Source organism: Streptomyces sp. NPDC087428, from assembly GCF_044744085.1.
Classification (GTDB): domain Bacteria; phylum Actinomycetota; class Actinomycetes; order Streptomycetales; family Streptomycetaceae; genus Streptomyces.
In genome coordinates, this window is the sequence record NZ_JBIUXR010000010.1 from 190,209 (window position 1) to 212,834 (window position 22,626).

20 protein-coding genes are annotated in these 22,626 nt (G+C 71.6%); 11 read left to right on the forward strand and 9 right to left on the reverse strand.

Going from position 1 to position 22,626, the window contains the following annotated elements:
- The first annotated feature begins 99 nt into the window (after positions 1-99).
- A complete protein-coding gene (locus ACIO3R_RS22455; RefSeq protein WP_402108103.1) occupies positions 100-2,265 on the forward strand; it encodes a SpoIIE family protein phosphatase in 2,166 nt (721 codons plus the stop codon).
- Between the two features lie 28 nt (positions 2,266-2,293).
- On the opposite strand, the gene ACIO3R_RS22460 is transcribed toward ACIO3R_RS22455, so the two are convergent.
- From ACIO3R_RS22460 to ACIO3R_RS22470, 3 genes are all read right to left on the reverse strand, one after another.
- Entirely contained in the window at positions 2,294-3,400 is a 1,107-nt protein-coding gene (locus ACIO3R_RS22460; RefSeq protein ID WP_402108106.1) for an AI-2E family transporter, read from the reverse strand.
- 87 nt (positions 3,401-3,487) lie between these two features.
- On the reverse strand, positions 3,488-4,444 hold the full coding sequence (locus tag ACIO3R_RS22465) for a pirin family protein (protein WP_385041209.1): 957 nt from the start codon (positions 4,442-4,444) through the stop codon (positions 3,488-3,490).
- A gap of 154 nt (positions 4,445-4,598) precedes the next feature.
- On the reverse strand, positions 4,599-5,039 hold the full coding sequence (locus ACIO3R_RS22470; protein ID WP_018522179.1) for an SseB family protein: 441 nt from the start codon (positions 5,037-5,039) through the stop codon (positions 4,599-4,601).
- A gap of 205 nt (positions 5,040-5,244) precedes the next feature.
- Here ACIO3R_RS22470 and ACIO3R_RS22475 point away from each other — a divergent pair, with 205 nt between their 5' ends.
- The 6 genes from ACIO3R_RS22475 (at position 5,245) to ACIO3R_RS22500 (ending at position 13,022) form a co-directional block, all read left to right on the forward strand.
- Positions 5,245-7,071 carry an acyl-CoA dehydrogenase gene (locus tag ACIO3R_RS22475; protein ID WP_385345677.1) on the forward strand — a complete coding sequence of 609 codons (1,827 nt, stop codon included), beginning with the start codon at positions 5,245-5,247 and terminating at the stop codon, positions 7,069-7,071.
- 339 nt (positions 7,072-7,410) lie between these two features.
- Complete coding sequence (locus tag ACIO3R_RS22480) at positions 7,411-7,578, forward strand: hypothetical protein (RefSeq protein ID WP_402108109.1); 168 nt, start codon at positions 7,411-7,413, stop codon at positions 7,576-7,578.
- Positions 7,579-7,639: 61 nt separating this feature from the next.
- Positions 7,640-8,938, forward strand: a complete 1,299-nt coding sequence (locus tag ACIO3R_RS22485; RefSeq protein ID WP_363021085.1) for a M18 family aminopeptidase — start codon at positions 7,640-7,642, stop codon at positions 8,936-8,938.
- Positions 8,939-9,037: 99 nt separating this feature from the next.
- Positions 9,038-9,253, forward strand: coding sequence for a DUF6458 family protein (locus ACIO3R_RS22490; RefSeq protein ID WP_385041198.1), 216 nt, complete (start codon positions 9,038-9,040; stop codon positions 9,251-9,253).
- A 123-nt stretch (positions 9,254-9,376) separates the two neighbouring features.
- Positions 9,377-12,169 carry a BTAD domain-containing putative transcriptional regulator gene (locus tag ACIO3R_RS22495; protein ID WP_402108112.1) on the forward strand — a complete coding sequence of 931 codons (2,793 nt, stop codon included), beginning with the start codon at positions 9,377-9,379 and terminating at the stop codon, positions 12,167-12,169.
- Between the two features lie 166 nt (positions 12,170-12,335).
- Positions 12,336-13,022, forward strand: a complete 687-nt coding sequence (locus tag ACIO3R_RS22500; RefSeq protein ID WP_402108115.1) for a DUF4232 domain-containing protein — start codon at positions 12,336-12,338, stop codon at positions 13,020-13,022.
- Positions 13,023-13,053: 31 nt separating this feature from the next.
- Here ACIO3R_RS22500 and ACIO3R_RS22505 read toward each other — a convergent pair whose 3' ends face one another.
- Positions 13,054-14,865 (reverse strand): NHL domain-containing thioredoxin family protein, encoded by a 1,812-nt coding sequence (locus tag ACIO3R_RS22505; RefSeq protein WP_402108118.1) that lies wholly within the window; start codon positions 14,863-14,865, stop codon positions 13,054-13,056.
- 64 nt (positions 14,866-14,929) lie between these two features.
- Between ACIO3R_RS22505 and ACIO3R_RS22510 the strand changes: the two genes are divergently transcribed.
- A complete protein-coding gene (locus ACIO3R_RS22510; protein ID WP_402108121.1) occupies positions 14,930-15,421 on the forward strand; it encodes an LURP-one-related/scramblase family protein in 492 nt (163 codons plus the stop codon).
- A 53-nt stretch (positions 15,422-15,474) separates the two neighbouring features.
- Here the strand turns inward: ACIO3R_RS22510 and ACIO3R_RS22515 are convergent, their stop codons facing one another.
- Entirely contained in the window at positions 15,475-16,275 is an 801-nt protein-coding gene (locus ACIO3R_RS22515) for a carbon-nitrogen family hydrolase (protein WP_402108123.1), read from the reverse strand.
- 178 nt (positions 16,276-16,453) lie between these two features.
- On the opposite strand from ACIO3R_RS22515, the gene ACIO3R_RS22520 reads away from it, so the two are divergent.
- The gene (locus ACIO3R_RS22520) at positions 16,454-17,278 is read left to right on the forward strand and encodes a maleylpyruvate isomerase family mycothiol-dependent enzyme (protein WP_385034773.1); all 825 of its coding nucleotides are present in this window, start codon (positions 16,454-16,456) and stop codon (positions 17,276-17,278) included.
- Between the two features lie 207 nt (positions 17,279-17,485).
- Here ACIO3R_RS22520 and ACIO3R_RS22525 read toward each other — a convergent pair whose 3' ends face one another.
- Together ACIO3R_RS22525 and ACIO3R_RS22530 are read right to left on the reverse strand one after the other, a co-directional pair.
- Complete coding sequence (locus ACIO3R_RS22525) at positions 17,486-18,796, reverse strand: nitrate/nitrite transporter (RefSeq protein ID WP_385345666.1); 1,311 nt, start codon at positions 18,794-18,796, stop codon at positions 17,486-17,488.
- Positions 18,793-19,467 carry a GntR family transcriptional regulator gene (locus ACIO3R_RS22530; protein ID WP_385345664.1) on the reverse strand — a complete coding sequence of 225 codons (675 nt, stop codon included), beginning with the start codon at positions 19,465-19,467 and terminating at the stop codon, positions 18,793-18,795. Before ACIO3R_RS22530 ends, ACIO3R_RS22525 begins: the two co-directional genes overlap by 4 nt.
- Before the next feature lie 208 nt (positions 19,468-19,675).
- On the opposite strand from ACIO3R_RS22530, the gene ACIO3R_RS22535 reads away from it, so the two are divergent.
- The gene (locus tag ACIO3R_RS22535) at positions 19,676-20,575 is read left to right on the forward strand and encodes a D-alanyl-D-alanine carboxypeptidase family protein (RefSeq protein WP_385034780.1); all 900 of its coding nucleotides are present in this window, start codon (positions 19,676-19,678) and stop codon (positions 20,573-20,575) included.
- Positions 20,576-20,649: 74 nt separating this feature from the next.
- Here the strand turns inward: ACIO3R_RS22535 and ACIO3R_RS22540 are convergent, their stop codons facing one another.
- Positions 20,650-20,928, reverse strand: coding sequence for a hypothetical protein (locus ACIO3R_RS22540; RefSeq protein ID WP_402108129.1), 279 nt, complete (start codon positions 20,926-20,928; stop codon positions 20,650-20,652).
- Positions 20,929-21,156: 228 nt separating this feature from the next.
- On the opposite strand from ACIO3R_RS22540, the gene ACIO3R_RS22545 reads away from it, so the two are divergent.
- Positions 21,157-21,591, forward strand: coding sequence for a VOC family protein (locus ACIO3R_RS22545; protein ID WP_402108132.1), 435 nt, complete (start codon positions 21,157-21,159; stop codon positions 21,589-21,591).
- Between the two features lie 49 nt (positions 21,592-21,640).
- Here the strand turns inward: ACIO3R_RS22545 and ACIO3R_RS22550 are convergent, their stop codons facing one another.
- Positions 21,641-22,507, reverse strand: a complete 867-nt coding sequence (locus ACIO3R_RS22550; protein WP_385034785.1) for a helix-turn-helix domain-containing protein — start codon at positions 22,505-22,507, stop codon at positions 21,641-21,643.
- Between the last annotated feature and the right edge of the window lie 119 nt (positions 22,508-22,626).

Consider the following 22,626-nt stretch of genomic DNA (forward strand, 5'->3'; position numbering starts at 1 on the left):
GACCGTTTCATTGCCGTTGTCCCCGGCATGATCGCCGGAGGGGCCCGGCGGGGCGACCCTCGGTGGCGTTCGGGGCGCACATCTTCCTAAAGTGGGGCAATGCGCACCGAGGATGTCCTGGCCGCGACCGCGACCGGTCTTTGGCGCTGGGACAACGGAGCCGGGACGGTCACGCTCGACGCGGAGGCGGCCCGGCTGCTGGAGCTGCCCTCCGAGGAGGGCAGCTTCCGTGAGTCGGAGGTGCGCTCCCGCTTCCATCCCGTCGACTGGAACGAGATCCACGGGGTGGTCAATCTGGCCGTCGCCGAGGGCACGCTCGCCGAGGCCCGGCTGCGGATCGTGGACGGGCAGGGGCACGTGCTGCGCACCGTGCGCACCCGTTCCAGGCCGCTCCCGCCCGTGGAGGGCGACGACGGGGACTACGTGCTGGTCGGCACCCTCCAGGAGGTCGCCGATCCGCCGCCGGGCGCCGCCGGGGCGCAGAGCCGGATCACCGGCGACTGGCGCCGGTCCCGGGAGGCGTTCCTGCTGGACGCGGGACGGGCGCTGGCCGAGGCCCGGTCGACGGCGGAGGTGCTGCGGGTCGCCTACTCGCTCTCCATGCCCGGGTTCTCGCCGGACGGACTGGCGGTCTTCGGGGCCGAGGGCGAACGGCTGACGATCGTCGGGCACCACGGTCACACCATGGGTGACGAGGATCCGTTCAACGACATGCCGCTCGAGACCGACTACCCGGCCGCGGAGGTCGTACGGACGGGGCGGGCGATCTATCTGCCCAGCCCCGAGGAGTACTACCGCCGCTACCCCACCACCTGGCCGCTGGCCCGGCGGTTCGGGCGCCGCTCCTGGGCCTTCCTGCCGCTGATCGTGGCGGGCCGCACGATGGGTGCCTGGATGGCCGGCTTCCGGCATCCGGTGTCGTTCTCGCCGGACGAGCGGTCCGTGCTGACGACGGTGGCCCGGATGCTCGCGCAGGCGCTGGCCCGCGCCGGGATCGCCGAGACCGAGCGGGAGCTCTCGCAGGGGCTCCAGCGCACGATGATGCCGTCCCTGGGGGCCGGCATCCCGGGGATGACGGTGGCCGCGCGCTATGTGCCGACCGGGGGCGGGCTCCAGGTCGGCGGTGACTGGTACGACATGATTCCGCTCCCCAACGGCCGGGTCGCCCTCGTCATCGGTGACGTCCAGGGCCACGACGTACGGGCCGCGGGGCTGATGGGCCAGTTGCGGATCGCCCTGCGCGCGTACGCCTCCGAGGGGCACCGTCCGGACGCGGTGCTCGCGCGGGCCTCGCGCTTCCTCTCCGGGCTCACCGACGCGTACGAGGACGGGGAGCACAGCGGGGCGCGGTTCGCGACGTGCCTGTACGCGGAGGCGGACCCGGACACCGGCACCCTCGACATCGCGCGGGCGGGGCACCCCGACCCCGTGGTGATGACCGCCGACGGGACCGCGGTCATCCGGCAGACCGCGGGCGGGCTCCCGCTGGGCATCGAGTCGGACACCGACTACCCGACGACCCGGTTCACCCTGGAGGCCGGAGAAACGATCATGCTCTGCACGGACGGGCTGATCGAGACCGGCGGGCACGACCTGGCCACCGGCTGGGTCCGGCTCCGGCCGATCCTGGAGCGGCACACCAGCGATCTGGAGAAGCTCGCGGACGCCCTGGTGCAGGCCGTGCACGGGCCGGCCTCGCACTACACGACGGGCCCGCTCGCGGACCGCCGCGAGGACGACGTCGCGGTGCTGCTGCTGCGCCGCGAGGGCGCCACGCCCCGGCGGTCAGCGCCGCGGCGGACGGCGCTGACCATCGCCCAGGCCGAGCCGGAGCGGATCTCGGCGGCCCGGCAGCAGGTGCGCGAGATGCTGCACGACTGGGCGGACCCGGAGCAGGTCGACTCGGCGGTGCTGATGATCTCCGAGATGGCCACGAACGTGCTGGTCCACACGGACGGCGACGCGCTGCTGGTCGCCCAGGCCAGCGGGGAGCACGGGGAGCGGCGGCTGCGGGTGGAGGTGGCCGACCGCAGCGACGAACTGCCGCACAAACGGCGGCCCGGCGAGATGGCGTCCAGCGGGCGGGGGCTGGTCCTGATGGAGATGCTCGCCGACGCGTGGGGGGTGGATCCGCGGGGTGAGGGCAAGTCGATCTGGTTCGAGCTGTACGAGTCGGCGGAGCCGGTGGAGCTGACGCGGGCGGAGCCGGCTCGGGTTCCGGAGCCGGCTCGGGTTCCGGAGCCGGCTCCGGAACCCGAGCCGTAGCCGGGGGCCCGGCGCGAGGGTTCCGCCCTCAGGCGCCGGACGGGCTCGGTGGTGCGTCCGGGGCCGGGTCCGCGTCGGCCGTCGAGTCGGGTGGGGGCAGCCGGCCGTTGCGGAGTTCGCCGAGGATGCCGAAGGCCGCCGCGCACACCGGGACCGCGAGCAGCATCCCCAGCAGGCCCGCCACGCTCGCGCCCGCCGTCAGCGCGATCATGATCGTGGCGGGGTGCATCTGGACCGTCCGGCTCTGGATCACCGGCTGGAGGATGTGGCCCTCCAGCACCTGCACGGCGAGCACCACCCCGAGCGCCCAGAGCGCGATCACGAAACCCCGGTCGGCGAGCGCCACCAGTACCGCCACGGTGCCGGAGATGAAGGCCCCGAGATACGGGATGTAGGCGCCGACCAGGACCAGCGCGCCCAGCCCCACCGCACCGGGCACGCGCAGGATCAGCAGGCCGACCGTGATGCAGACGGCGTCGATGAACGCGATGAACGTCGTACCGCGCATGAAGCCCTCGACGGCCTCGAACGCCCGCCGGCCCATCGCCTCGATCAGGTCGCCCGCGCCGCGCGGGGCGACGGAGTGCGCGAGGTGCGCGGCCCGGTCGGAGTCGCGCAGGAAGAAGAAGGTCAGCAGGAGCGCGAGCACGCTCGTGGCGATGAGGGAACCGATCAGGCTGATGCCGGTCAGCAGCCCGCCCGCGGCGCTCGCGCCGAACTTCCCGACGAGATTCTTGGCATTTTCGGCCAGATCGTCCACATTCGTGTTGCCCGCGATCCCGAAGTGGTCGACGACCCACTGACCTGCGTCCTTCAGCGACCGGACGATCTGGTCGCCGGTGTCGATGAGCGCGGTGACCACGATGTAGCCGGCGCCGCCGACCACCGCGACGAGCAGCGCGCAGGTGAATCCGGCCGCCACCGAACGGTTCACCCCGTGCGCGGTCAGCCTGCGGTGGACCGGACCGAGCAGGGCCGTACCGAGCAGCGCGAGCAGGACGGGGGTGAGGGCGGTCTTGAGGGCGACGCACAGCCAGATGGCCACCGCGGCGACGCCGGCGACCAGCAGCACGACACCGCACCAGGCGGCCGTCCGCCGCGCGCCGATGGGCAGGAGGGGCTTCCGGTTCTGCACCCTCCCACCCGATCACGCCGCGGGGCCGGTGTCCCGTCCGCGCCGCCGTACGAGTGACGAACCGTCATACGGCGGCGGCACGGCGGCTCACATCCCGTGGACGGCGGGAACGGTGCCGAGGCGGCCGGCCTGGAAGTCCTCGAAGGCCTGCTTCAGTTCGGCCTGGCTGTTCATCACGAACGGCCCGTAGTGCGCCATCGGCTCCCGGATGGGACGCCCGCCGAGGAGGACGACCTCCAGCTCCGGGGTGTTGCCGTCCTGCTGCTCGTCCGCGCGGACGGTCAGCGAGGAGCCGGCGCCGAAGACGGCGGTCTGGCCCAGGTGGACGGGCCGGCGGTCCTCACCCACGGTGCCGCGGCCCGCGAGCACGTACGCGAGGCCGTTGAAGTCCTCGCGCCACGGCAGCGTCACCTCGGCGCCGGGGCGCACGGTGGCGTGGATCATCGTGATGGGGGTGTGGGTGACACCGGGGCCCTCGTGGCCGTCGAGCTCGCCCGCGATCACCCGGAGCAGCGCGCCGCCGTCCGGGGAGGCGAGCAGCTGGACCTGGCCACCGCGGATGTCCTGGTAGCGCGGGGCCATCATCTTGTCGGCCTTGGGCAGGTTCACCCAGAGCTGGAGGCCGTGGAAGAGGCCGCCCGACATGACGAGCGACTCCGGCGGCGCCTCGATGTGGAGCAGGCCGGACCCGGCCGTCATCCACTGGGTGTCGCCGTTCTGGATGGTGCCGCCGCCCCCGTTGGAGTCCTGGTGCACGAAGGTGCCGTCGATCAGGTAGGTGACGGTCTCGAAGCCGCGGTGCGGGTGCCAGGGGGTACCCTTCGGCTCGCCGGCCGCGTACTCCACCTCACCCATCTGGTCCATCATGATGAACGGGTCGAGGTGCTTGTAGTTGATGCCCGCGAACGCGCGGCGCACGGGGAACCCCTCGCCCTCGAACCCGCTGGGCGCCGTGGTCACGGCGAGCACGGGACGGGCCACGGCGTCGGCCGGGGCGGCGACCTTGGGCAGGGTCAGCGGGTTTTCGACGGTTACTGCGGGCATGGGAGCCACCTCCGGGGACTGTTCTGCAATCAATTTAGTTGAATGGTGAACATCTAGCAAGGCGGCTTCCATTCCCGCACCGTCCGAAGCGGCGAAAAGGGGCCCGTACCGCTCGGCAGTACGGGCCCCTTCCGGGGGGAGTCGGGGTCGGCGGTCAGCCGTACATGCGGCGCATCGCGAAGTCGACCATCTGCTCCACGGCCTTGGCGTCGAAGACCATGCGGTGCTCGCCCTCCATGTCCAGGACGAAGCCGTAGCCGGTGGGCAGCAGGTCGATCACCTCGGCGCCGGTGATCACGAAGTACTTGGACTCCTTGCCCGCGTAGAGCCGCAGCTCCTTGAGCGTGGTGAACATCGGGATGACCGGCTGCTGGGTGTTGTGCAGCGCGAGGAAGCCCGGATTGTCACCGCGCGGGCAGTAGACCTTCGACGTCGCGAAGATCTGCTGGAAGTCCTCGGCGGCCAGCGAACCGGTGGTGAAGGCCCGTACCGCGTCGCCCAGCGAGGGCGGCGAGGGTTCGGGATACAGCGGCTGCTCGCCGTAGCCGCCACCCATCGGCTGCTGTGCGCCCTGATTCTGGTCGTAGCCGTACATGGGACAAAGAGTAATCGGCCACATCTCCGGCTTGAGGGGTTGCGTCTTATTACTGACGGGTAGCATCATCGTAGAGGTCAGCTGATACGTCTGGGTCCGGCCAGGTCCCCGACCGCGCGGCAGACCGGTATCCGCGAGCCCGTCGCCCGATCCTCACCCTCCACGGGGCGCTGCGCGCCACTGCTATTGATTACGGAGCCTTCCCATGGGGCACTACAAGTCGAATCTCCGCGACATCGAGTTCAACCTCTTCGAGGTACTCGGGCGCGACAAGCTGTACGGCACCGGCCCGTTCGCGGAGATGGACGTCGAGACCGCGAAGAGCATCCTCGACGAGGTCGCCCGCCTCGCGGAGAACGAGCTCGCCGACTCCTACGCCGACGCCGACCGCAACCCCCCGGTCTTCGACCCGGAGACCGGCACCGCACCGGTCCCGGACAGCTTCAAGAAGTCCTACCAGGCCTTCATGGACTCCGAGTACTGGCGCCTGGGCCTCCCCGAGGAGATCGGCGGCACGACCTCCCCGCGCTCCCTGATCTGGGGCTACGCGGAGCTGCTGCTCGGCGCCAACCCGGCCGTGTGGATGTACTCCTCCGGCCCGGCCTTCGCCGGCATCCTCTTCGACGAGGGCAACGAGGCGCAGAAGAAGATCGCCGAGATCGCCGTCGAGAAGCAGTGGGGCTCGACGATGGTGCTGACCGAGCCGGACGCCGGTTCCGACGTCGGCGCGGGCCGCACGAAGGCCGTCGAGCAGGAGGACGGCTCCTGGCACATCGAGGGCGTGAAGCGCTTCATCACCTCGGGCGAGCACGACATGTCCGAGAACATCATTCACTACGTACTGGCCCGCCCCGAGGGCGCCGGACCGGGCACCAAGGGCCTCTCGCTCTTCATGGTCCCGAAGTTCCACTTCGACTGGACCACCGGCGAGCTGGCCGAGCGCAACGGCGTGTACGCGACGAACGTCGAGCACAAGATGGGCCTCAAGGCGTCCAACACCTGCGAGATGACGTTCGGCGACCAGCACCCCGCCAAGGGCTGGCTGATCGGTGACAAGCACGACGGCATCCGCCAGATGTTCCGCATCATCGAGTTCGCCCGCATGATGGTCGGCACGAAGGCCATCGCGGCGCTCTCCACGGGCTACCTGAACGCGCTGGAGTACGCCAAGGAGCGCGTCCAGGGCACCGACCTGTCGCAGTTCATGGACAAGACGGCCCCCAAGGTCACCATCACGCACCACCCCGACGTGCGCCGCTCGCTCATGACGCAGAAGGCGTACGCCGAGGGCATGCGCTCCCTCGTGCTTTACACCGCCTCCGTCCAGGACGCGATCCAGGAGAAGGAGGCCGCGGGCGAGGACGCCAAGGCGCTGCACGGCCTCAACGACCTGCTGCTCCCGATCGTGAAGGGCTACGGCTCGGAGAAGTCGTACGAGCAGCTGGCGCAGTCGCTCCAGACGTTCGGCGGCTCCGGGTACCTCCAGGAGTACCCGATCGAGCAGTACATCCGTGACGCCAAGATCGACACGCTGTACGAGGGCACGACGGCGATCCAGGGCCAGGACTTCTTCTTCCGGAAGATCGTCCGCGACCAGGGCGCCTCGCTCAACACGCTCTCCGAGGAGATCAAGAAGTTCCTCTCGGACGCCCAGGGCAACGAGGAGCTGTCCGGCGCGCTGGACTCGCTCGCCAAGGCCGCCGTGGACCTGGAGGCGATCGTCGGCACGATGATCACCGACCTCACCGCGACCGGCGAGGACGTGAAGAACATCTACAAGGTGGGCCTGAACACCACCCGCCTGCTGCTGGCCTCGGGCGACGTCGTCGTCGGCTACCTGCTGCTCAGGGGCGCGGCCGTGGCCGCCGAGAAGCTGCCGACCGCCTCCGCGAAGGACGCCGCCTTCTACCGGGGCAAGATCGCCGCCGCGAAGTTCTTCGCGGCGAACGTCCTGCCCGGTGTCGGCGCCGAGCGCGCGCTCGCCGAGTCCGTCGACAACTCCCTGATGGAGCTGGACGAGGCCGCGTTCTAGGGCCGAACGAGAGGCCCTGGGCTTCACCGCTCACGATCGTCAACACGCACCGTCACTCGGACACGCTTTCGGGTGGCGGTGCTGTCGTACGGCGTGGGTGCGCTGGGTAGGGGTCCGGGAATCCCGTTCATGGGAGGAACCATGGCCGCTGAGTCACTGCCCGACTCGCTGCGCCGCCGGCCTGACGGCTGCACCGTGGGGCGTCCACCGCGACCGGCTCAAGCTCTCGGTGCCGTACGGCGTCGCTGTCGATCTGACGGCGATCGACGAGCTGTAGCGGCCGTCCCCGCCCCTCCCCATGATCGGGACCCGGTTCCGGAGCTTCCCCCGCCGCCCTGCGTGACCACGTCGGAGAAGAAGCACAGGACGGCCTGCGACCCGGTCACCTTCTGGGGCACCTCGGCCCTCTCCGACGATCAGGTCAAGGCCCTCGCCGCCATGTTCGCCGAGCGCGCCCGGCAGGCGCAGGACGGCGACAGGCCCTCCGCGGCGCTGCCCGGACGATAGCGGCGTCACACCGGGGGATGACGGTGAATTCTCGTCCACGGGCCTGGTTACAGTGAAGAACATGAGTTCTTCCCTCCGCTTCGACCGCGGGCACACCGACGATCTGATGGCCTTCCTGATGGCCGGCCCCTCCCCGTACCACGCCGTGGCGACCGCTGCGTCGAGGCTGGAGAAGGCCGGTTTCCGGCAGGTCGAGGAGACGGCGGCCTGGGACGGGTCCAGCGGCGGCAAGTACGTGCTGCGCGGCGGCGCGATCGTGGCCTGGTACGTGCCCGAGGGCGCGGAGGCACACACCCCGTTCCGGATCGCCGGGGCGCACACCGACTCGCCGAACCTGCGCGTGAAGCCGATGCCCGACACGGGCGCCTACGGCTGGCGGCAGATCGCCGTGGAGGTCTACGGCGGGACGCTCCTCAACACCTGGCTGGACCGGGACCTCGGCCTCGCCGGGCGGATCTCGCTGCGCGACGGCACGCACCGGCTGGTCGACATCGACCGGCCACTGCTGCGCGTCCCGCAGCTGGCCGTGCACCTGGACCGGACGGCCAACCCCGACGGCCTCAAGCTCGACCGCCAGAAGCACATGCAGCCGATCTGGGGCCTCGGCCAGGTGGAGGAGGGCGACCTCATCCGGTTCGTCGCCGAGGAGGCTGGCGTCGACGCCGAGGACATCACCGGCTGGGACCTGATGCCGCACCCCGTCGAGGCGCCGTCCTACCTGGGCCGTGACCGCGAGCTGGTGGCCGGACCCCGGATGGACAACCTGCTCTCGGTGCACGCGGCGGTCGCGGCGCTCGCCGCCGTCGCCGGACAGCCCGACGCGGAGATCCCGTACATCCCGGTGCTGGCCGCCTTCGACCACGAGGAGAACGGCTCGCAGTCCGACACCGGCGCGGACGGACCGCTGCTCGGCACGGTCCTGGAGCGTTCCGTGTTCGCCCGCGGCGGTACGTACGAGGACCGCGCCCGCGCCTTCGCCGGCACCGTCTGCCTCTCCTCCGACACCGGCCACGCGATCCACCCCAACTACGGCGAGCGGCACGACCCGACGCACCACCCGGTCGTCAACGGCGGACCGATCCTCAAGGTCAACGTCAACATGCGGTACGCGACCGACGGCAGCGGCCGGGCCGTGTTCGCGTCGGCGTGCGAGAAGGCGGGCGTGCCGTGGCAGACGTTCGTCTCCAACAACTCGATGCCGTGCGGCACCACGATCGGCCCGATCACCGCCGCCCGGCACGGCATCCAGACCGTCGACATCGGCGTGGCCATCCTGTCGATGCACAGCGCCCGTGAGCTGTGCGGCGCCGACGACCCGCACCTGCTGGCGACCGCGCTGGCGTCGTTCCTCGCGGGCTGACCGGGACGACAATCGCCGCCGCAGACATGGTCGTTGCCGGGCCGGGTACTCGCTCCGTACACGGACCGGAGCTTCCGGGCTGTCAAGGAGGCGGAACTCATGGGACTCGGAGGATGCTTCATTCTCATCGGTGCGGGGGCGATACTCGCGTTCGCGACCGACTGGGAGATGGACAGCGTCAACGTCGACATGGTCGGCTGGATCATGATGATCGTCGGCGTCATCGGCGTCTTCGTCTACGCGAGCGTCATGCGGCGCCGCCGCATGGTCGTGCCCCCCACCACAGTGGTTTCCGAGGACGAACGCCACCTGTGATCCGGCCGGGTGCGCCCGTCGGACCGGGCGCACCCCCTCCCCGCGCGCCGGGGAAGCCGGATATTCTCGAACCTCGTCCGTGACCCGGCGCCGGGCGCGTCATGCCCGGAGGGGGAGCAGCTCGTGGAGTTCCGGCTGCTCGGCACCGTCTGCGTCGACACGCTGACCGGGCCGCTGCCGCTCGGCCCCGCCAAGCGCCGGAGTCTGCTCGCCGCCCTGTTGCTGCGCGCCAACACCCCCGTGTCCGTGGCCCGGCTGACGGACTGTCTTTGGGACGACGCCCCTCCCCTGCACGCCCGGACCGTCATCCAGGGCCATGTGTCCCGGTTGCGCGCCCTGTTGACGGGCGCGGACGCGGAGACGTACGGGGTCGAGCTGGCGACGCTCGGCGACGCGTACGTGCTGCGGGTGCCGGAGACCCTGCTCGACTCCCACCGGTTCGAGGAACTGCTCATGCTGGCCCGGGAGCAGCGCGGCCCGGCCGACAGCGCGCTGATGCTGAAGGAGGCCCTGTCGCTGTGGGAGGGGCCGGCGCTCACCGGTACGTACCCGAGCGCACCGCTCCAGGCGGCCGCGCACGCACTGGAGGAGTCCAGGCTCACGACGGTCGAGCAACTGGCGCACGCCTACGCCGTGCTGGGCGAGCACCACCGGGCGGCGGCGGTGCTGCGGGCCGAGGCCGTGGCCCATCCGATGCGGGAGTCGCTGGCGGCGGCCCTGATGACGGCGCTGCACCGGTCGGGGCGCCAGTCGGAGGCGCTGGACTGGTTCCACCGCACACGACGGCTGCTCGCCGACGAGCTGGGCATCGACCCCGGACGCGAACTGGCGGACGCGTACGCGCGGATCCTCCGCGGCGCCCCGGAACCCGAACCGGGCACGGCGACGGCGGCGGTCCCGGGGGACGGTCCTGTGGCCGTGGCGCCGGGCGCCACCGGAGCCGGTGCGTCAGGGACCACCGGCGCGGGCGCGCCGGGCGGCTCCGGGAGCGGTGACCCCCACCCCGCCGATCTGCTGCCCCGTGCCCCCCGCGGCTTCCAGGGCCGGGCGGCCGAGCTGGCCGCGCTCTCCCGGGCGGCGGCCGGTGAGGCGCCCGTCTGCCTGGTCACCGGACCGGCCGGGGTGGGCAAGACCGCGCTGGCCCTGCACTGGGCGCGCCGCTCCCCCGCCGCGTTCCCGGACGGCCGGCTCTTCGCCGATCTGCGCGGGTTCGGCGACACGGGCCGGCCGACGTCGCTGGAGGTCCTGCGCGAGTTCCTGCTCGCGCTCGGCGTCCCGCCCCGCCGGGTCCCGGAGTCCGCCCAGGCCGCCGCCGCGCTCTTCCGCTCGCTGACCGACCGGCGCACCCTGCTCGTCGTCCTCGACAACGCCCGCGACTCGGCCCAGGTCAGGCCGCTGCTCCCGGGCGGCACCGGCTGCGTCACGCTGGTCACCAGCAGGCACCGGCTGGACGGCCTGATCGCCTCGGACGCCGCCCGTCCGGTGCCGCTGGACGTGCTCGAACCGCCGGACGGCACCGCCCTGCTGGCCGGGGTGCTCGGTGAGGAGCGGGTGCTCGCCGAACCGGTGGCGGCCCGTCGGCTGGCTGAGCTGTGCGGCGGGCTGCCGCTCGCCCTGCGGGTCACGGCGGCCCGGCTGGCGGGCCGCCCGCACCGGACACTCGCCGGGACGGCCGACGAACTGGCCGACGAGCGCAGCCGGCTGACGTATCTCGACGTGGAGGACACCGGGGTCTCCGCCGCGCTGCGGCTGACCGTGCAGCAGCTCCCGCCGGACGCCGTCCACCACTTCTCCCGGCTCGGCCACCACCCCGGCAACCACTTCGACCCGTACACCGCCGCCGCGCTCGCGGGCAGCGACCCGGTCGTCGCGGCGGCGGCGCTGGAACGGCTCGCCGCCGCCCACCTCGTCGGCGAGACGAGCCCCGGGCGCTGGGTGCTGCACGATCTGGTGCGCCTCTACGCCCGCGGCCTCGATCCCGCGGCCGGGCCCGACGCCCTCCTCGGCGTCCTGGACCACTGCATCGCGACCGCGCTCGCGGCCGCCGACACGGCCGAACCGGGCGGCGAGCCCTGCTTCGTCCTGCCGGACGACTACCGGCGGCCGGCCGCCGTGAGGGATTTCACCGACCGGGCCGAGGCGATGAACTGGCTGGCCACCGAGCGCGAGGACCTGTCCCTGGCGGCCGCGGCAGCCCGCACCGCCGGTCTCGACGACCGCGCCTGGCGGATCATCCTGCTCCAGTGGCCGCACGTGGTGTGGCGGGCCAGGGACGGCTGGGCCCCGGTCCTGGAACTGGCGCTGGACGCGGCGGCCGCGCGGAGCGACCCGTACGCCGAGTCGCGCGTGCGCAATCTGCTGGGCTGGGTGCTCTCGGAGGAGGGCAGGACCACAGACGCCGAGATGGCGCTTGCGCCCTCGCCGGGTCTGGCCCGGCGGGCCGGGGACCGGCTCGGTGAGGCGACGGCCCTGATCAACCTGGCGATCGTCCACGCCGAACAGGGCGGTCCGGAGGAGGCGATGGAGAGCTGCGGGCGAGCCCTCGCGCTGGCCAGGCAGGAGCGCGACGCGCACACCGAGATGCTCGCCCTCCAGCACCTCGCCCGGATGCAGCTCACGGCCGGCCGGCCGCAGGACGCCCTGGACTCCGCCCGGACCGCGTTCGATCTGGGTCCCGAGCACGAGGAGGCCGCCCGTCGCGTCCTCCTGCTGGCCGTCAGCGGCGAGGCGCACCTGGCCCTCGGCTCGGAGGGCGAGGGCGTCCGGCTGCTGGACCTGGCGGCCGCGGAGGCGGAGCGCGCCGGGTACGACGAGGGCGCGGTGGGGTCGCTGGAGGCGCTGCTGCGGGTGACCTCGGGGGCGGAGTACGTGCGGCGGTACGAACAGGCGCTACGGCGGCTCGCCGACGCCGGGTGACCGGCGGGTGGCCCACGGGCGCGCGGTGCGGCCGGCGTCATCGGGACGTTAGCCGCACGGCAGCGGAACGTGAGCGGCACCCGGAAGACTCATGGCTGTCAGCCGGGCGGGCGCGACTCACCGACGCGCCGGGCCCTCGCCTCACCGTCCGCACGGGGGAAAACACATGTCTGCCTTCCGCTACCGCACCACGGCCCTGGCCGCCACAACCACCGCCGTACTCGCCCTGGCACTCACCGCCTGCGGCGGTGACAGCGGCGCCGGCACCAGGGCGGAGGGCCCGGCGAGCAAGTCCGCCCACAGCGCCGCCAAGTCCGCGCAGGGCACCGCCGCCAAGGACGACGCCCCGGCCGGGGAAGACGGTGGTGCCAAGGGCGGCGCCGCGGCCAAGACCCCCGTGACCGCCAAGGGCGGCACCACCGGGTCCGCGAGCACCCCGCTCTGCACCACGGAGGACGTCAGGATCAGCGCCGCCACCCAGGACGGCCCGCCCTACACCCACCTCGTCCTGACGGCGAAGAACACCTCGGGCCACAGGTGCGAGATGAAGGGCTTCCCGCAGATCCAGTTCCTGGAGAGCCACAAGCAGAACATCCCGTCGGTCGCCAGGAGCAGGCCGGAGGCCCCCGTCGTGCTCGATGCCGGCGCACCGGCGTACGCGCTGGTGAAGCTGTCGGACGGCGGCGCCGACGAGGACGTCGAGCCCGTGACCGCGTTCGCCGTGTGGCTCCAGGGCGGCGACGGCCAGGCCACCGTGCGGGCACCCGGCGCCGAGGGCGTCGCCGTCGACCCGGCGACGTACAAGACCGGCTACTGGACGTACGAGCTGCGCAACGGCGCCGACGACTTCTGAACCGCTCGGCCCCGTCCCCTCCGGACGGCTGTCAGCCCTGCTCGTCCATCCCGGCGAGCACGAGCGGCAGCCGGGGCGTCCCCGCCGCACTGACGCGGACGGGGACGCCCCAGTCCTGCTGGTGGACATGGCAGGCCGGGTACTCGTTCGCGGGATCGTCGTCGCAGGACGCGGCCATCGCCGAGACGTGCAGGACGCCCTCGGTCACCCCGTCCGCGAGGACCAGATCGCGGAACAGATCGGTGCCCGCGCCCTCGCCCCCGGCCAGCAGCTCCGGCGGGGTCGAGGAGACCAGCAGCCGGGTCGAGGGCCCGTACCGGGTGTCCAGCTTCTGGCCGGCGGGCGCCTGGAAGACGACGTCGAGCCGGAGGGTGCCCGGGGCGATCTCGGTGGCGACGCGCTGGGTGCGGTGCGCCTGATCGGCGACGCGTACCGCCTCCTCGGGCAGCCGCAGCCTGGTCAGCCGGTGCCGGGCGGACTCGACGACCACGAGATCGCCGTCCACCAGCACGGCGTCGCTGGGCTCGCGCAGATCCGTGGCGAGCGTGGTGACCTCACCGCTCGCCGGGTCGTAGCGGCGCAGGGCGTGGTTGTACGTGTCGCAGACGGCGACGGATCCGTCGGGCAGCGCGGTGACGCCCAGCGGGTGCTGGAGCAGCGCCTGGCCGGCGGCCCCGTCGCGGTGACCGAAGTCGAAGAGCCCGGTGCCGACGGCGGTGTGGACAGCGCCCTCCAGATCGACGTAGCGCAGCGCGGACGTCTCCGAGTCGGCGACCCAGAGCCGGTCGGCGGTCGCGGCGAGCCCGGACGGCTGGGCGAACCAGGCCTCGTCACCCGGACCGTCGACCAGGCCCTCGTTCGTGGTGCCGGCCGCGACCCGCACGGTGCCGTCCGCGGGGTCGTACGTCCACAGCTGGTGCACGCCCGCCATGGCGATCCAGAGCCTGCCGCCGAACCAGGCGACATCCCACGGCGAGGAGAGGTCGACCTCGCGGCCCGCGCCGCTGGTCGGCGCCCCCTGCCACCACTGGCGGCCGCTGCCCGCGAGGGTGGTCGTCGCACCGGTGGTCAGGTCGAGCGCGCGGATCGCGTGGTTCACCGTGTCGGCGACGGCGATCCGCCCGTCGGGCAGCACCGCCAGCCCCTGCGGCTCGCTGAACCGGACCTCCGCCGGCCCGCCGTCGGTGAACCCGCGGTCGCCGGTGCCGAAGTGGCGGCGGACGGTCTCGCCGTCCGCGTCCAGCTCGACCAGCCGGTGGCGGGTGGTGTCGGAGACCAGGAAGCCGCCGTCGGCCAGCAGCAGCGCCTTGCCGGGGAACCGCAGGTGCGTCGCGACCGGCTCGGGCGCCACGTACGGCCCGTCGCCACGTCGCAGGGTGCCCTTCGCGGCGTGCTCGGCCTCCAGCTCCTCGACCAGCTTCTCGATGGCGTGGGCGTGGCCCTCGCCCGCGTGCTGGGCGACGACATAGCCCTCGGGGTCGACGACGACGAGCGTCGGCCAGGCGCGTACGGCGTACTGCTTCCACGTGGCGAGCTCGGGATCGTCCAGCACCGGGTGGTGCACCTCGTACCGCTCGACGGCGTCGACCACGGCCTGGTGCTCCGCCTCGTGGACGAACTTCGGCGAGTGGACGCCGATGATCACCACAGTGTCGCGGTGCTTCTCCTCCAGCTCGCGCAGCTCATCGAGGACATGCAGGCAGTTCACACAGCAGAACGTCCAGAAGTCCAAGATCACGATGCGTCCTCGCAGGTCAGCGAGGGTGTACTGCTGGTCGCCTGTATTGAGCCAGCCGCCCTTGCCGATCAGTTCGGGGGCCCTGACGCGCGCACGTGTTGCCATGTCAACAGTCAACATCACCGTGGCGTCCACGCATTCCACAGGTACCTCGGGGAACCTGTGAGCCATGAGACTTCTCGTACGTGAGCGAGTGTTCGGCATCGGCGACGACTACTGGATCGAGGACGCGGACGGCCGCAAGGTCTTCCTCGTCGACGGCAAGGCCATGCGGCTGCGTGACACCTTCGAGCTGAAGGACGCCCAGGGCCGGATCGTCGTCGAGATCAAGCAGAAGCTGATCAGCCTGCGCGACACCATGCTGATCGAGCGGGACGGCGAGCAGCTGGCCAAGGTCAAGCGGAAACGGCTCTCGCTGCTCCGCAACCACTACCGGGTGACGCTGGTGGACGGCACCGAGCTCGATGTCAGCGGCAAGATCCTGGACCGCGAGTTCGCGGTGGACTACGACGGGGAGCTGCTGGCCCAGATCTCGCGCCGCTGGCTGACCATCCGGGACACGTACGGGATCGACATCGTGCGGGACGACGCCGACACGGCGCTGTTGATCGCGGTGGCGGTGTGCGCGATCGTGCTCGCGGAGAAGGAGCACGACGACTGAGGACCGGCGGTGCCTGTTTCACGTGAAACAGGCACCGGTCCGCACGGAAGGGCTCAGCCGCGAACAGTCGGCGGCGCGAGTCCCAGGCGGCGGTCCTTGAGGGCCGGGAACTGCTCCCGGGTGGCGGCGACCCGCGACGGGTCGAACTCCACGCTCAGCACCTCTTCGCCCGCACCCGCCTCCGCGAGCACCTCGCCCCAGGGGTCGACGACGATGCTGTGCCCGGCCTGCGGGACTCCGGCGTGGGTGCCGGCGCAGCCGACGGCCAGTACGTACGCCTGGTTCTCGACGGCCCGCGCCTGGGCGAGCAGCGTCCAGTGGGCGCGGCGGCGCTCGGGCCAGCCCGCCGCGACGACCAGGGTCTCGGCGCCCGCGTCGACCAGCCCGCGGAACATCTCCGGGAAGCGCAGGTCGTAGCAGGTGGCGAGGCCGATCGTGGTCTGCGGCAGGGCGAGCGTGACCAGCTCGTCGCCGGCGCCCATCATGACCGCCTCGCCCTTGTCGAAGCCGAAGCGGTGGATTTTGCGGTACGCGGCGGCCCGTTCACCCTCGGGGGTGAAGACGAGCGTGGTGTTGTAGAGCGTGCCGTCGTCGGCCCGCTCGACGAAGGAACCGGCGTGCAGCCAGACCCCGGCATCGGCGGCGGCCTTGGCCATCACCTCGTGCGTGGGGCCGGAGAGCGGTTCGGCCTCGTCCTCGAACTCCGTGTAGGCGAACGCCCCGACCGGCCAGAGCTCGGGCAGGACCACCAGATCCGCGCCCCGTTGGGCCGCGACCAGCGAAGCCGCACGCTCCCTGCGGGCGTCGATGGATTCGTCCGGGTCTACTGCGATCTGGATGAGAGAGGCGCGCACACTACCACCGTCCTGGCATATGAGCCGTCAACACGGGCCTACGATCGTCACACGAAAGCACTGCCGGGGTGCCTGCTCGCAGCGTAACTTGGACCGACCGAACCTCATTGCAGCTCGCAGCCCGCCGTCCGCGCCCAGTTCTCCAGCCCATGCACCGCAGAACCGCACGAGGGGTCCCGTGACCGTCCATCCCAGCCTCCAGACCTACGCCGACGCCTGGACCCATTCCATCGAGTCGATAGCCGAGCTGGTGAACCCGCTCACCGAGGGGGAGTGGAACGGCCGTACTCCATGTCCCAACTGGTCGGTGCGTGACATCGTGTCGCACATCATCGGCATGGAGTCCGAGCAGCTCGGCGACCCGCGCCCCATCCACACGCTGCCGCGCGATCTCTACCATGTGCAGAGCGACTTCGCCCGCTACATGGAGATGCAGGTCGATGTGCGGCGCCACCACACCGCACCGGAGATGACCTCCGAGCTGGAGTACACGATCATCCGCCGGGCCCGTCAGCTGCGCAACGAGACGCGTGCCCCGGAGACCATGACGCGGGCGCCGCTCGGCGCCGAGCAGACCCTCGAACTGGCGCTGCGGATGCGCGCCTTCGACGTCTGGGTGCACGAGCAGGATCTGCGCACGACGCTGGGGAAGCCCGGCAATCTGGACTCCCCCGGTGCCGCGATCGTCCGGGACACCCTGCTGGCCGCGCTGCCGAAGGTGGTCGCCAAGGACGCGGGCGCACCGCCCAACTCGGCGGTCGTGCTGGATGTGCACGGACCGGTGGAGTTCCTGCGGACCGTCCGGGTCGACGCGGAGGGCCGCGGTTCGGTGGACGGCGCGCCGTCGCTGGGCCCCGCGGTGACGCTGGCGATGGACTGGGAGACGTACGTACGGCTGGCCTGCGGCCGGGTGCGGGCGAGCGCGGTCGCGGACGGCATCAAGGCCGAGGGCGATCAGGAGCTGGCCGCCGCCATCCTGGCGAACTTCGCCGTCACCCCGTAGTCACCGCGACCGGCGCCCCGTCACGGCAACCGGCGACGCCCGCCCCGAGCACCGCGAAGGGGGACGGGCGCGCCGCCGTTTCCACGGACGCGCCGCCGTTTCCACGGACGCGCCGCCGTTTCCACGGACGCGCCGCCGTTTCCACGGGCGCGCCGCCGTTCGCGCGGTTACGCCGCCGTTCGCACGGTTACGCCGCCGTTCGCACGGTTACGCGGGTACGTGCACGGCCTCCACCCGGCTGATCACGTGGTGCTCGCGCTCCCGGTGCGCGGCCCTGGCCCGCAGCCGCAGGATCTGCACGACGCCGAGCGCCTCCAGGACGAAGACCGAGGCGAACGCGATGCGGTAGTTGTCGCCGGTCGCGTCCAGCAGCACACCGACGGCGAACAGCGTGGTCATCGAGGCGACGAAGCCGCCCATGTTGACGATCCCCGACGCGGTGCCCTGGCGCTCCGGCGGATTGGCCGGGCGGGCGAAGTCGAAGCCGATCATCGACGCGGGTCCGCAGGCGCCGAGCACCACGCACAACGTGACCAGCAGCCACATCGGCGCGTGGTCCCCGGGGTGCAGGATCACCGACGCCCAGAGCAGTGCCGTCATCGCGACCGTGCCCAGCGCGAGCGGGACACGGGCCGCGTGGTGGCGGGCGATGATCTGCCCGTAGACGAGGCCGACGGCCATGTTGGAGAGCACCACCAGGGTGAGCAGCTCCCCCGCGGTCCCCCGGCTCAGCCCCTGCGCCTCGACGAGGAACGGCATCCCCCACAGCAGCAGGAACACCATGGCCGGGAACTGCGTGGTGAAGTGCACCCACATCCCGAGCCGGGTGCCGGGTTCGCGCCAGGCGGCGGCGATCTGCCTGCGCACGTACGCCCCGCCGGCGTGCTCGGCGGGCGGCGGCGCGTGCCCCTCGGGGTGGTCCTTCAGGAAGAGGAGCAGCAGGACCAGCACCACGACCCCGGCGAGCGAGCTGCCGACGAACGTGGTGGTCCAGCCGAGGCCGTGCAGGGAGCGGGCGATCACCAGCGTGGAGACGAGGTTGCCCGCCATCCCGAAGAGGGCGGCGACCTGCCCGATCATCGGGCCGCGCCGGGCCGGGAACCAGCGCGCGCCCAGCCGCAGCACGCTGATGAACGTCATCGCGTCACCACAGCCCAGCAGGGCGCGGGAGGCCAGCGCGGCACCGTAGGAGGGGGAGAGCGCGAAGCCGAGCTGCCCGAGGGTGAACAGGACGGCGCCGATGGTGAGCACCTTCTTGGTGCCCAGCCGGTCCACCATCAGGCCGACGGGTATCTGCATGCCCGCGTAGACCAGCAGCTGGAGGATGGAGAAGGTGGAGAGCGCGGAGGCGTTGACGTCGAACCGGTCGGCGGCGTCGAGCCCGGCGACGCCCAGGCTGGTCCGGAAGATGATGGCGACGAAGTAGACGGCGACCCCGATGCCCCAGACCCGGGCGGCACGCCGGCCACCGGGCGGATCGCCGGGCAGGGACAGGGTGGGGGAGGCGGCGTAACTCACCGGTCCTCACCCCTGACCAGCACCTTGACCCGGCTCACATGACGGCGCACGACGTGTGCGGCACCGTCCGCGTCACCGGCCCTGATCGCGTCCAGCAGCTCGCCGTGCTCCGCGATGTTGGCGGCGATCCTGCCGGGGTGGGCCTCCATGACGGCGACGCCCATCCGCAGCTGGCGGTCGCGCAGCTGGTCGTAGAGGCGGGACAGGATCTCGTTGCCGGCGTGCCGGACGATCTCGGCGTGGAAGCAGCGGTCCTTCACCGAGACGGCCGCCAGATCGCCGGCCTCCGACATCTGCCGCTGCTCCTCAAGGAGCCCCTCCAGCCGGGCGATCAGCTTCGCCGACGCGGGCACGGCCCGGCGCACCGCGAACTCCTCGACGAGCAGCCGGGTCTCCACGACGTCCGCGATCTCCTGCGCGGAGACGGCGAGCACCAGGGCGCCCTTCTTCGGATAGAGCTTGATCAGCCCCTCCACCTCCAGCCGGAGCAGCGCCTCGCGCACGGGCGTGCGGGAGACCCCCACGGCGTCCGCGAGATCGCCCTCGGTGAGGAGCGTCCCGCCCTCGTACCGGCGGTCCAGGACCGCTTCCTTGATGTGGGTGTAGACGCGCTCGGCGGCGGGGGGCCGCTTCACGGGCGGACGGACGGGGGACGCGGCTGGGGCAGGCATGCGCACAGCATAGATACAACATGGACGCATGACGGAACCGTTCCAGTATGCGGACGGCCACGGCGTGTGCGCGCCCGTGGAATCCGCATCTCGGGATGTCGTAGAAAATCACTCCTCGTGCGCCACAACCATTCACCGGCCTGACGAGTCTCATCAGCGCGCGGCACCCTCATGTGGCCGCATTCCAGGGGCATTTGGAGCGTTCAACTTGAATATCGGCATTAAGGGCATAAGGCGCGTATCGGCCACCGCTACGGTCGCCCTCACCGCAGGTGCCGTCATCGCGGGAGGCGCGTTCGCCTCCCAGGCTCAGGCCGCCGCGCCGAAGCCGCCGACGATCGTCGCCAAGGGCGGCTTCGTGATGAACAACGGCACCGGGAAGACCCTCTTCACCAAGGCCGCGGACACCCGCCGTTCGACCGGCTCGACCACGAAGATCATGACCGCCCGGGTGGTGCTGGCCCAGAAGGGCCTGAACCTGAATACCAAGGTCACGGTCCAGAAGGCGTACAGCGACTACATCGTCTCCAAGGGCGCGTCCTCGGCCCGCCTCATCGTGGGCGACAAGGTCACGGTCGGTCAGCTGCTGTACGGCCTGATGCTGCCGTCCGGCTGCGACGCCGCGTACGCGCTGGCCGACAAGTTCGGCTCCGGCTCCACGCGCGCCGCCCGGGTGAAGTCGTTCATCGGCAAGATGAACAGCACCGCGAAGACGCTCGGGCTGAAGAACACCCACTTCGACTCGTTCGACGGCATAGGGAACGGGTCCAACTACTCGACCCCGCGCGACCTGACGAAGCTCGCCAGCAGCGCGATGAAGTACTCCACCTTCCGCACCGTCGTGAAGACGAAGTCGACGAAGCAGAAGGTCACGACGAAGAGCGGTGGCTACCGCTACATGTCGTGGACGAACACCAACAAGCTGCTGGGCACGTACAGCGGCGCGATCGGTGTGAAGACCGGCTCCGGCCCGGCTGCCAAGTACTGCCTGGTCTTCGCCGCGACTCGCAGCGGCAAGACGGTCATCGGTACGGTCCTGACGGCCACGTCCGAGTCCACCCGGACCGCGGACGCGAAGAAGCTCATGGACTACGGCTTCAAGAAGTAGCCCGGCCCAGGCCGGTCCTGGCCGACGTCACGGAGGAGGGGTCCCGCGGAAAGCTCGCGGGGCCCCTCCACGCCTCAGGTGGCCGGCCCGTCCTCCGCTGCCTTGTGCGCACGCGCATGACGGCTGCGGAAGTGTTCCATGACGGCTGCGCCGAGGAGCACCAGCCCGATGGCGATGATCTTGCCCACCTGGTAGCCGACCACCGGCACGTCCGCGTCGCCGGAGCCCAGGAACGCCCACAGCGCCCAGGCGACCCCGGCGATGATGACGAGGACGGCCCCCACCGGGCCGATGCCCCACCACCACGGTGCCTCGGGATGCACGTCGGTCCGGTCGTGTTCGTCGTTCGTCAAGATCGTTCTCCAGCTGATGAAGCGGTATCGGTACGGCGCCGTCGCGGGCCGGGAACCTGGAGAGACGCGTGGCGCGGGCCATCGGGTTGACCGCGACACGGCTCTTCCCCGGCACCTGCCCACAACATCCTTTTGCACGCTCCGATTTGGCGGAAATCGATATCGGGGGAGCCAGGCGCGGCAGCCGCCGACCGGCCGACTGTCAGAGGCGCGCAGTACGGTCGCCCCATGGCAGCCAAAATCGACCTGACGCTCGACTGTGCGGACGCCCAATCCCTCGCCGTGTTCTGGAAAACGGCCCTCGGCTACATCGACGAGCCGCCGCCGGCCCCCTTCACGACCCGCGAGGAGTGGCACGCGTCCTTCGACCTGCCGGAGGACGACTCCGTCGACGATGGCGCATGGCTCTGCGATCCCGACGGCAACGGCCCCCGTCTGGCCATCCTCAAGGTCCCCGAGCCCAAGACGGCGAAGAACCGGCTCCACATCGACGTCCGCGTACCGGGGCACGGCAGCACCGACGAGCGGTGGGCACGGATCGAGGCGGAGTCCGCGCGGCTGGTGCGGGCGGGCGGGAGCGTCCTGGAGGTGTTCGACGGGCACCACGTGATGATGGCGGACCCGGAGGGCAACGAGTTCTGCGTCGCCGCTGCCGCTGCGTGACGCTCCCCGGCCGAGGCCGCCGCCGGCCGGGGGTGGCCTCGGCCAGGGTTCAGCCGCCCACCCGCTCCACCGGAATCCACACCTCCGCGTCCGCGTGCGCACCGTCCTGCGACACCCTCGTACGCGAGAGCGACGGACCTGGCCGGCTCCGGTACGGGTTCGACGGGAACCACTGCGTGTACACGTCCCGCCAGAGGTACTGGACCGCCGACGGGAACTCCCCCGAGGACTCGAACACCGCCCATGTCCCCGGCTCCACGCGGAGGCTCTCCGAGGCCCCGGGCACCTCCGCGTCACTCACCACCCCTTGGAAGTAGCCGAGTTCGGTGCCCTCCACGTCATCGGCGCAGTGGTCGCTGACGACGGCGAGGACCCCTCCGGGCTCCCCGTTCGCATACGCCTCCCAGCGCCCCAGCGTCTCCTTGCCGATGCCTCTGACGAACTCGACGATGGCCGGGTTCATCCCCTCGTAGACCAACGGGACCCGCGTCCCCCTGCCCACGAGCCTGAACCCCTCCTTCTCGACCACCCGGTACCGCATACTGCTCCGCCCCTCGACGATCAGCCGGAAGGACATCCGGGGCTGGGAGTTCAGCGCCGCACCCGTCCGCCGCGCCTCGCCGGGGCCGACCCCGTGCACCGCACGAAAGGCCCGCGCGAACGCCTCCCCCGAGCCGTACCCGTACCGCACCGCGACATCGAGCAGCGTCCGCTCCCCGGCGAGCACTTCGGCCCCGGCGAGCGTCAGCCGCCTCCGTCGGACGTACTCGGAGAGCGGGATGCCCGCCAACGCGGAGAACATCCGCCGGAAGTGGTACTCGGACGTCATGGCGATACGGGCCGGCTCGGCCATGTCGATGGGCTCACCGAGGTGCTCCTCGATGTAGTCCACCGCCTGATTCAGCCGCTCCAGCACTCCTGGCCGTCCTTCCCTCGCCGGTCTCCGTGCCAGGGAAGCCCCACTGTGCAGGTGGAACGGAGCCGGCCCCTGTGCGTTCCCGGACGCACCCGGGTGAATTCGGTGCCACCACCGTC

What these genes read in the sequence shown, in the direction of transcription:
- ACIO3R_RS22465 (WP_385041209.1), bottom strand. Translation starts at nt 4,444, where the DNA reads ATGCCCGCAGTAACCGTCGAAAACCCGCTGACCCTGCCCAAGGTCGCC.
- ACIO3R_RS22530 (WP_385345664.1), bottom strand. Translation starts at nt 19,467, where the DNA reads ATGCCTGCCCCAGCCGCGTCCCCCGTCCGTCCGCCCGTGAAGCGGCCC.
- ACIO3R_RS22475 (WP_385345677.1), top strand. Translation starts at nt 5,245, where the DNA reads ATGGGGCACTACAAGTCGAATCTCCGCGACATCGAGTTCAACCTCTTC.
- ACIO3R_RS22545 (WP_402108132.1), top strand. Translation starts at nt 21,157, where the DNA reads ATGGCAGCCAAAATCGACCTGACGCTCGACTGTGCGGACGCCCAATCC.
- ACIO3R_RS22485 (WP_363021085.1), top strand. Translation starts at nt 7,640, where the DNA reads ATGAGTTCTTCCCTCCGCTTCGACCGCGGGCACACCGACGATCTGATG.
- ACIO3R_RS22455 (WP_402108103.1), top strand. Translation starts at nt 100, where the DNA reads ATGCGCACCGAGGATGTCCTGGCCGCGACCGCGACCGGTCTTTGGCGC.
- ACIO3R_RS22500 (WP_402108115.1), top strand. Translation starts at nt 12,336, where the DNA reads ATGTCTGCCTTCCGCTACCGCACCACGGCCCTGGCCGCCACAACCACC.
- ACIO3R_RS22510 (WP_402108121.1), top strand. Translation starts at nt 14,930, where the DNA reads ATGAGACTTCTCGTACGTGAGCGAGTGTTCGGCATCGGCGACGACTAC.
- ACIO3R_RS22505 (WP_402108118.1), bottom strand. Translation starts at nt 14,865, where the DNA reads ATGGCAACACGTGCGCGCGTCAGGGCCCCCGAACTGATCGGCAAGGGC.
- ACIO3R_RS22470 (WP_018522179.1), bottom strand. Translation starts at nt 5,039, where the DNA reads ATGTACGGCTACGACCAGAATCAGGGCGCACAGCAGCCGATGGGTGGC.
- ACIO3R_RS22490 (WP_385041198.1), top strand. Translation starts at nt 9,038, where the DNA reads ATGGGACTCGGAGGATGCTTCATTCTCATCGGTGCGGGGGCGATACTC.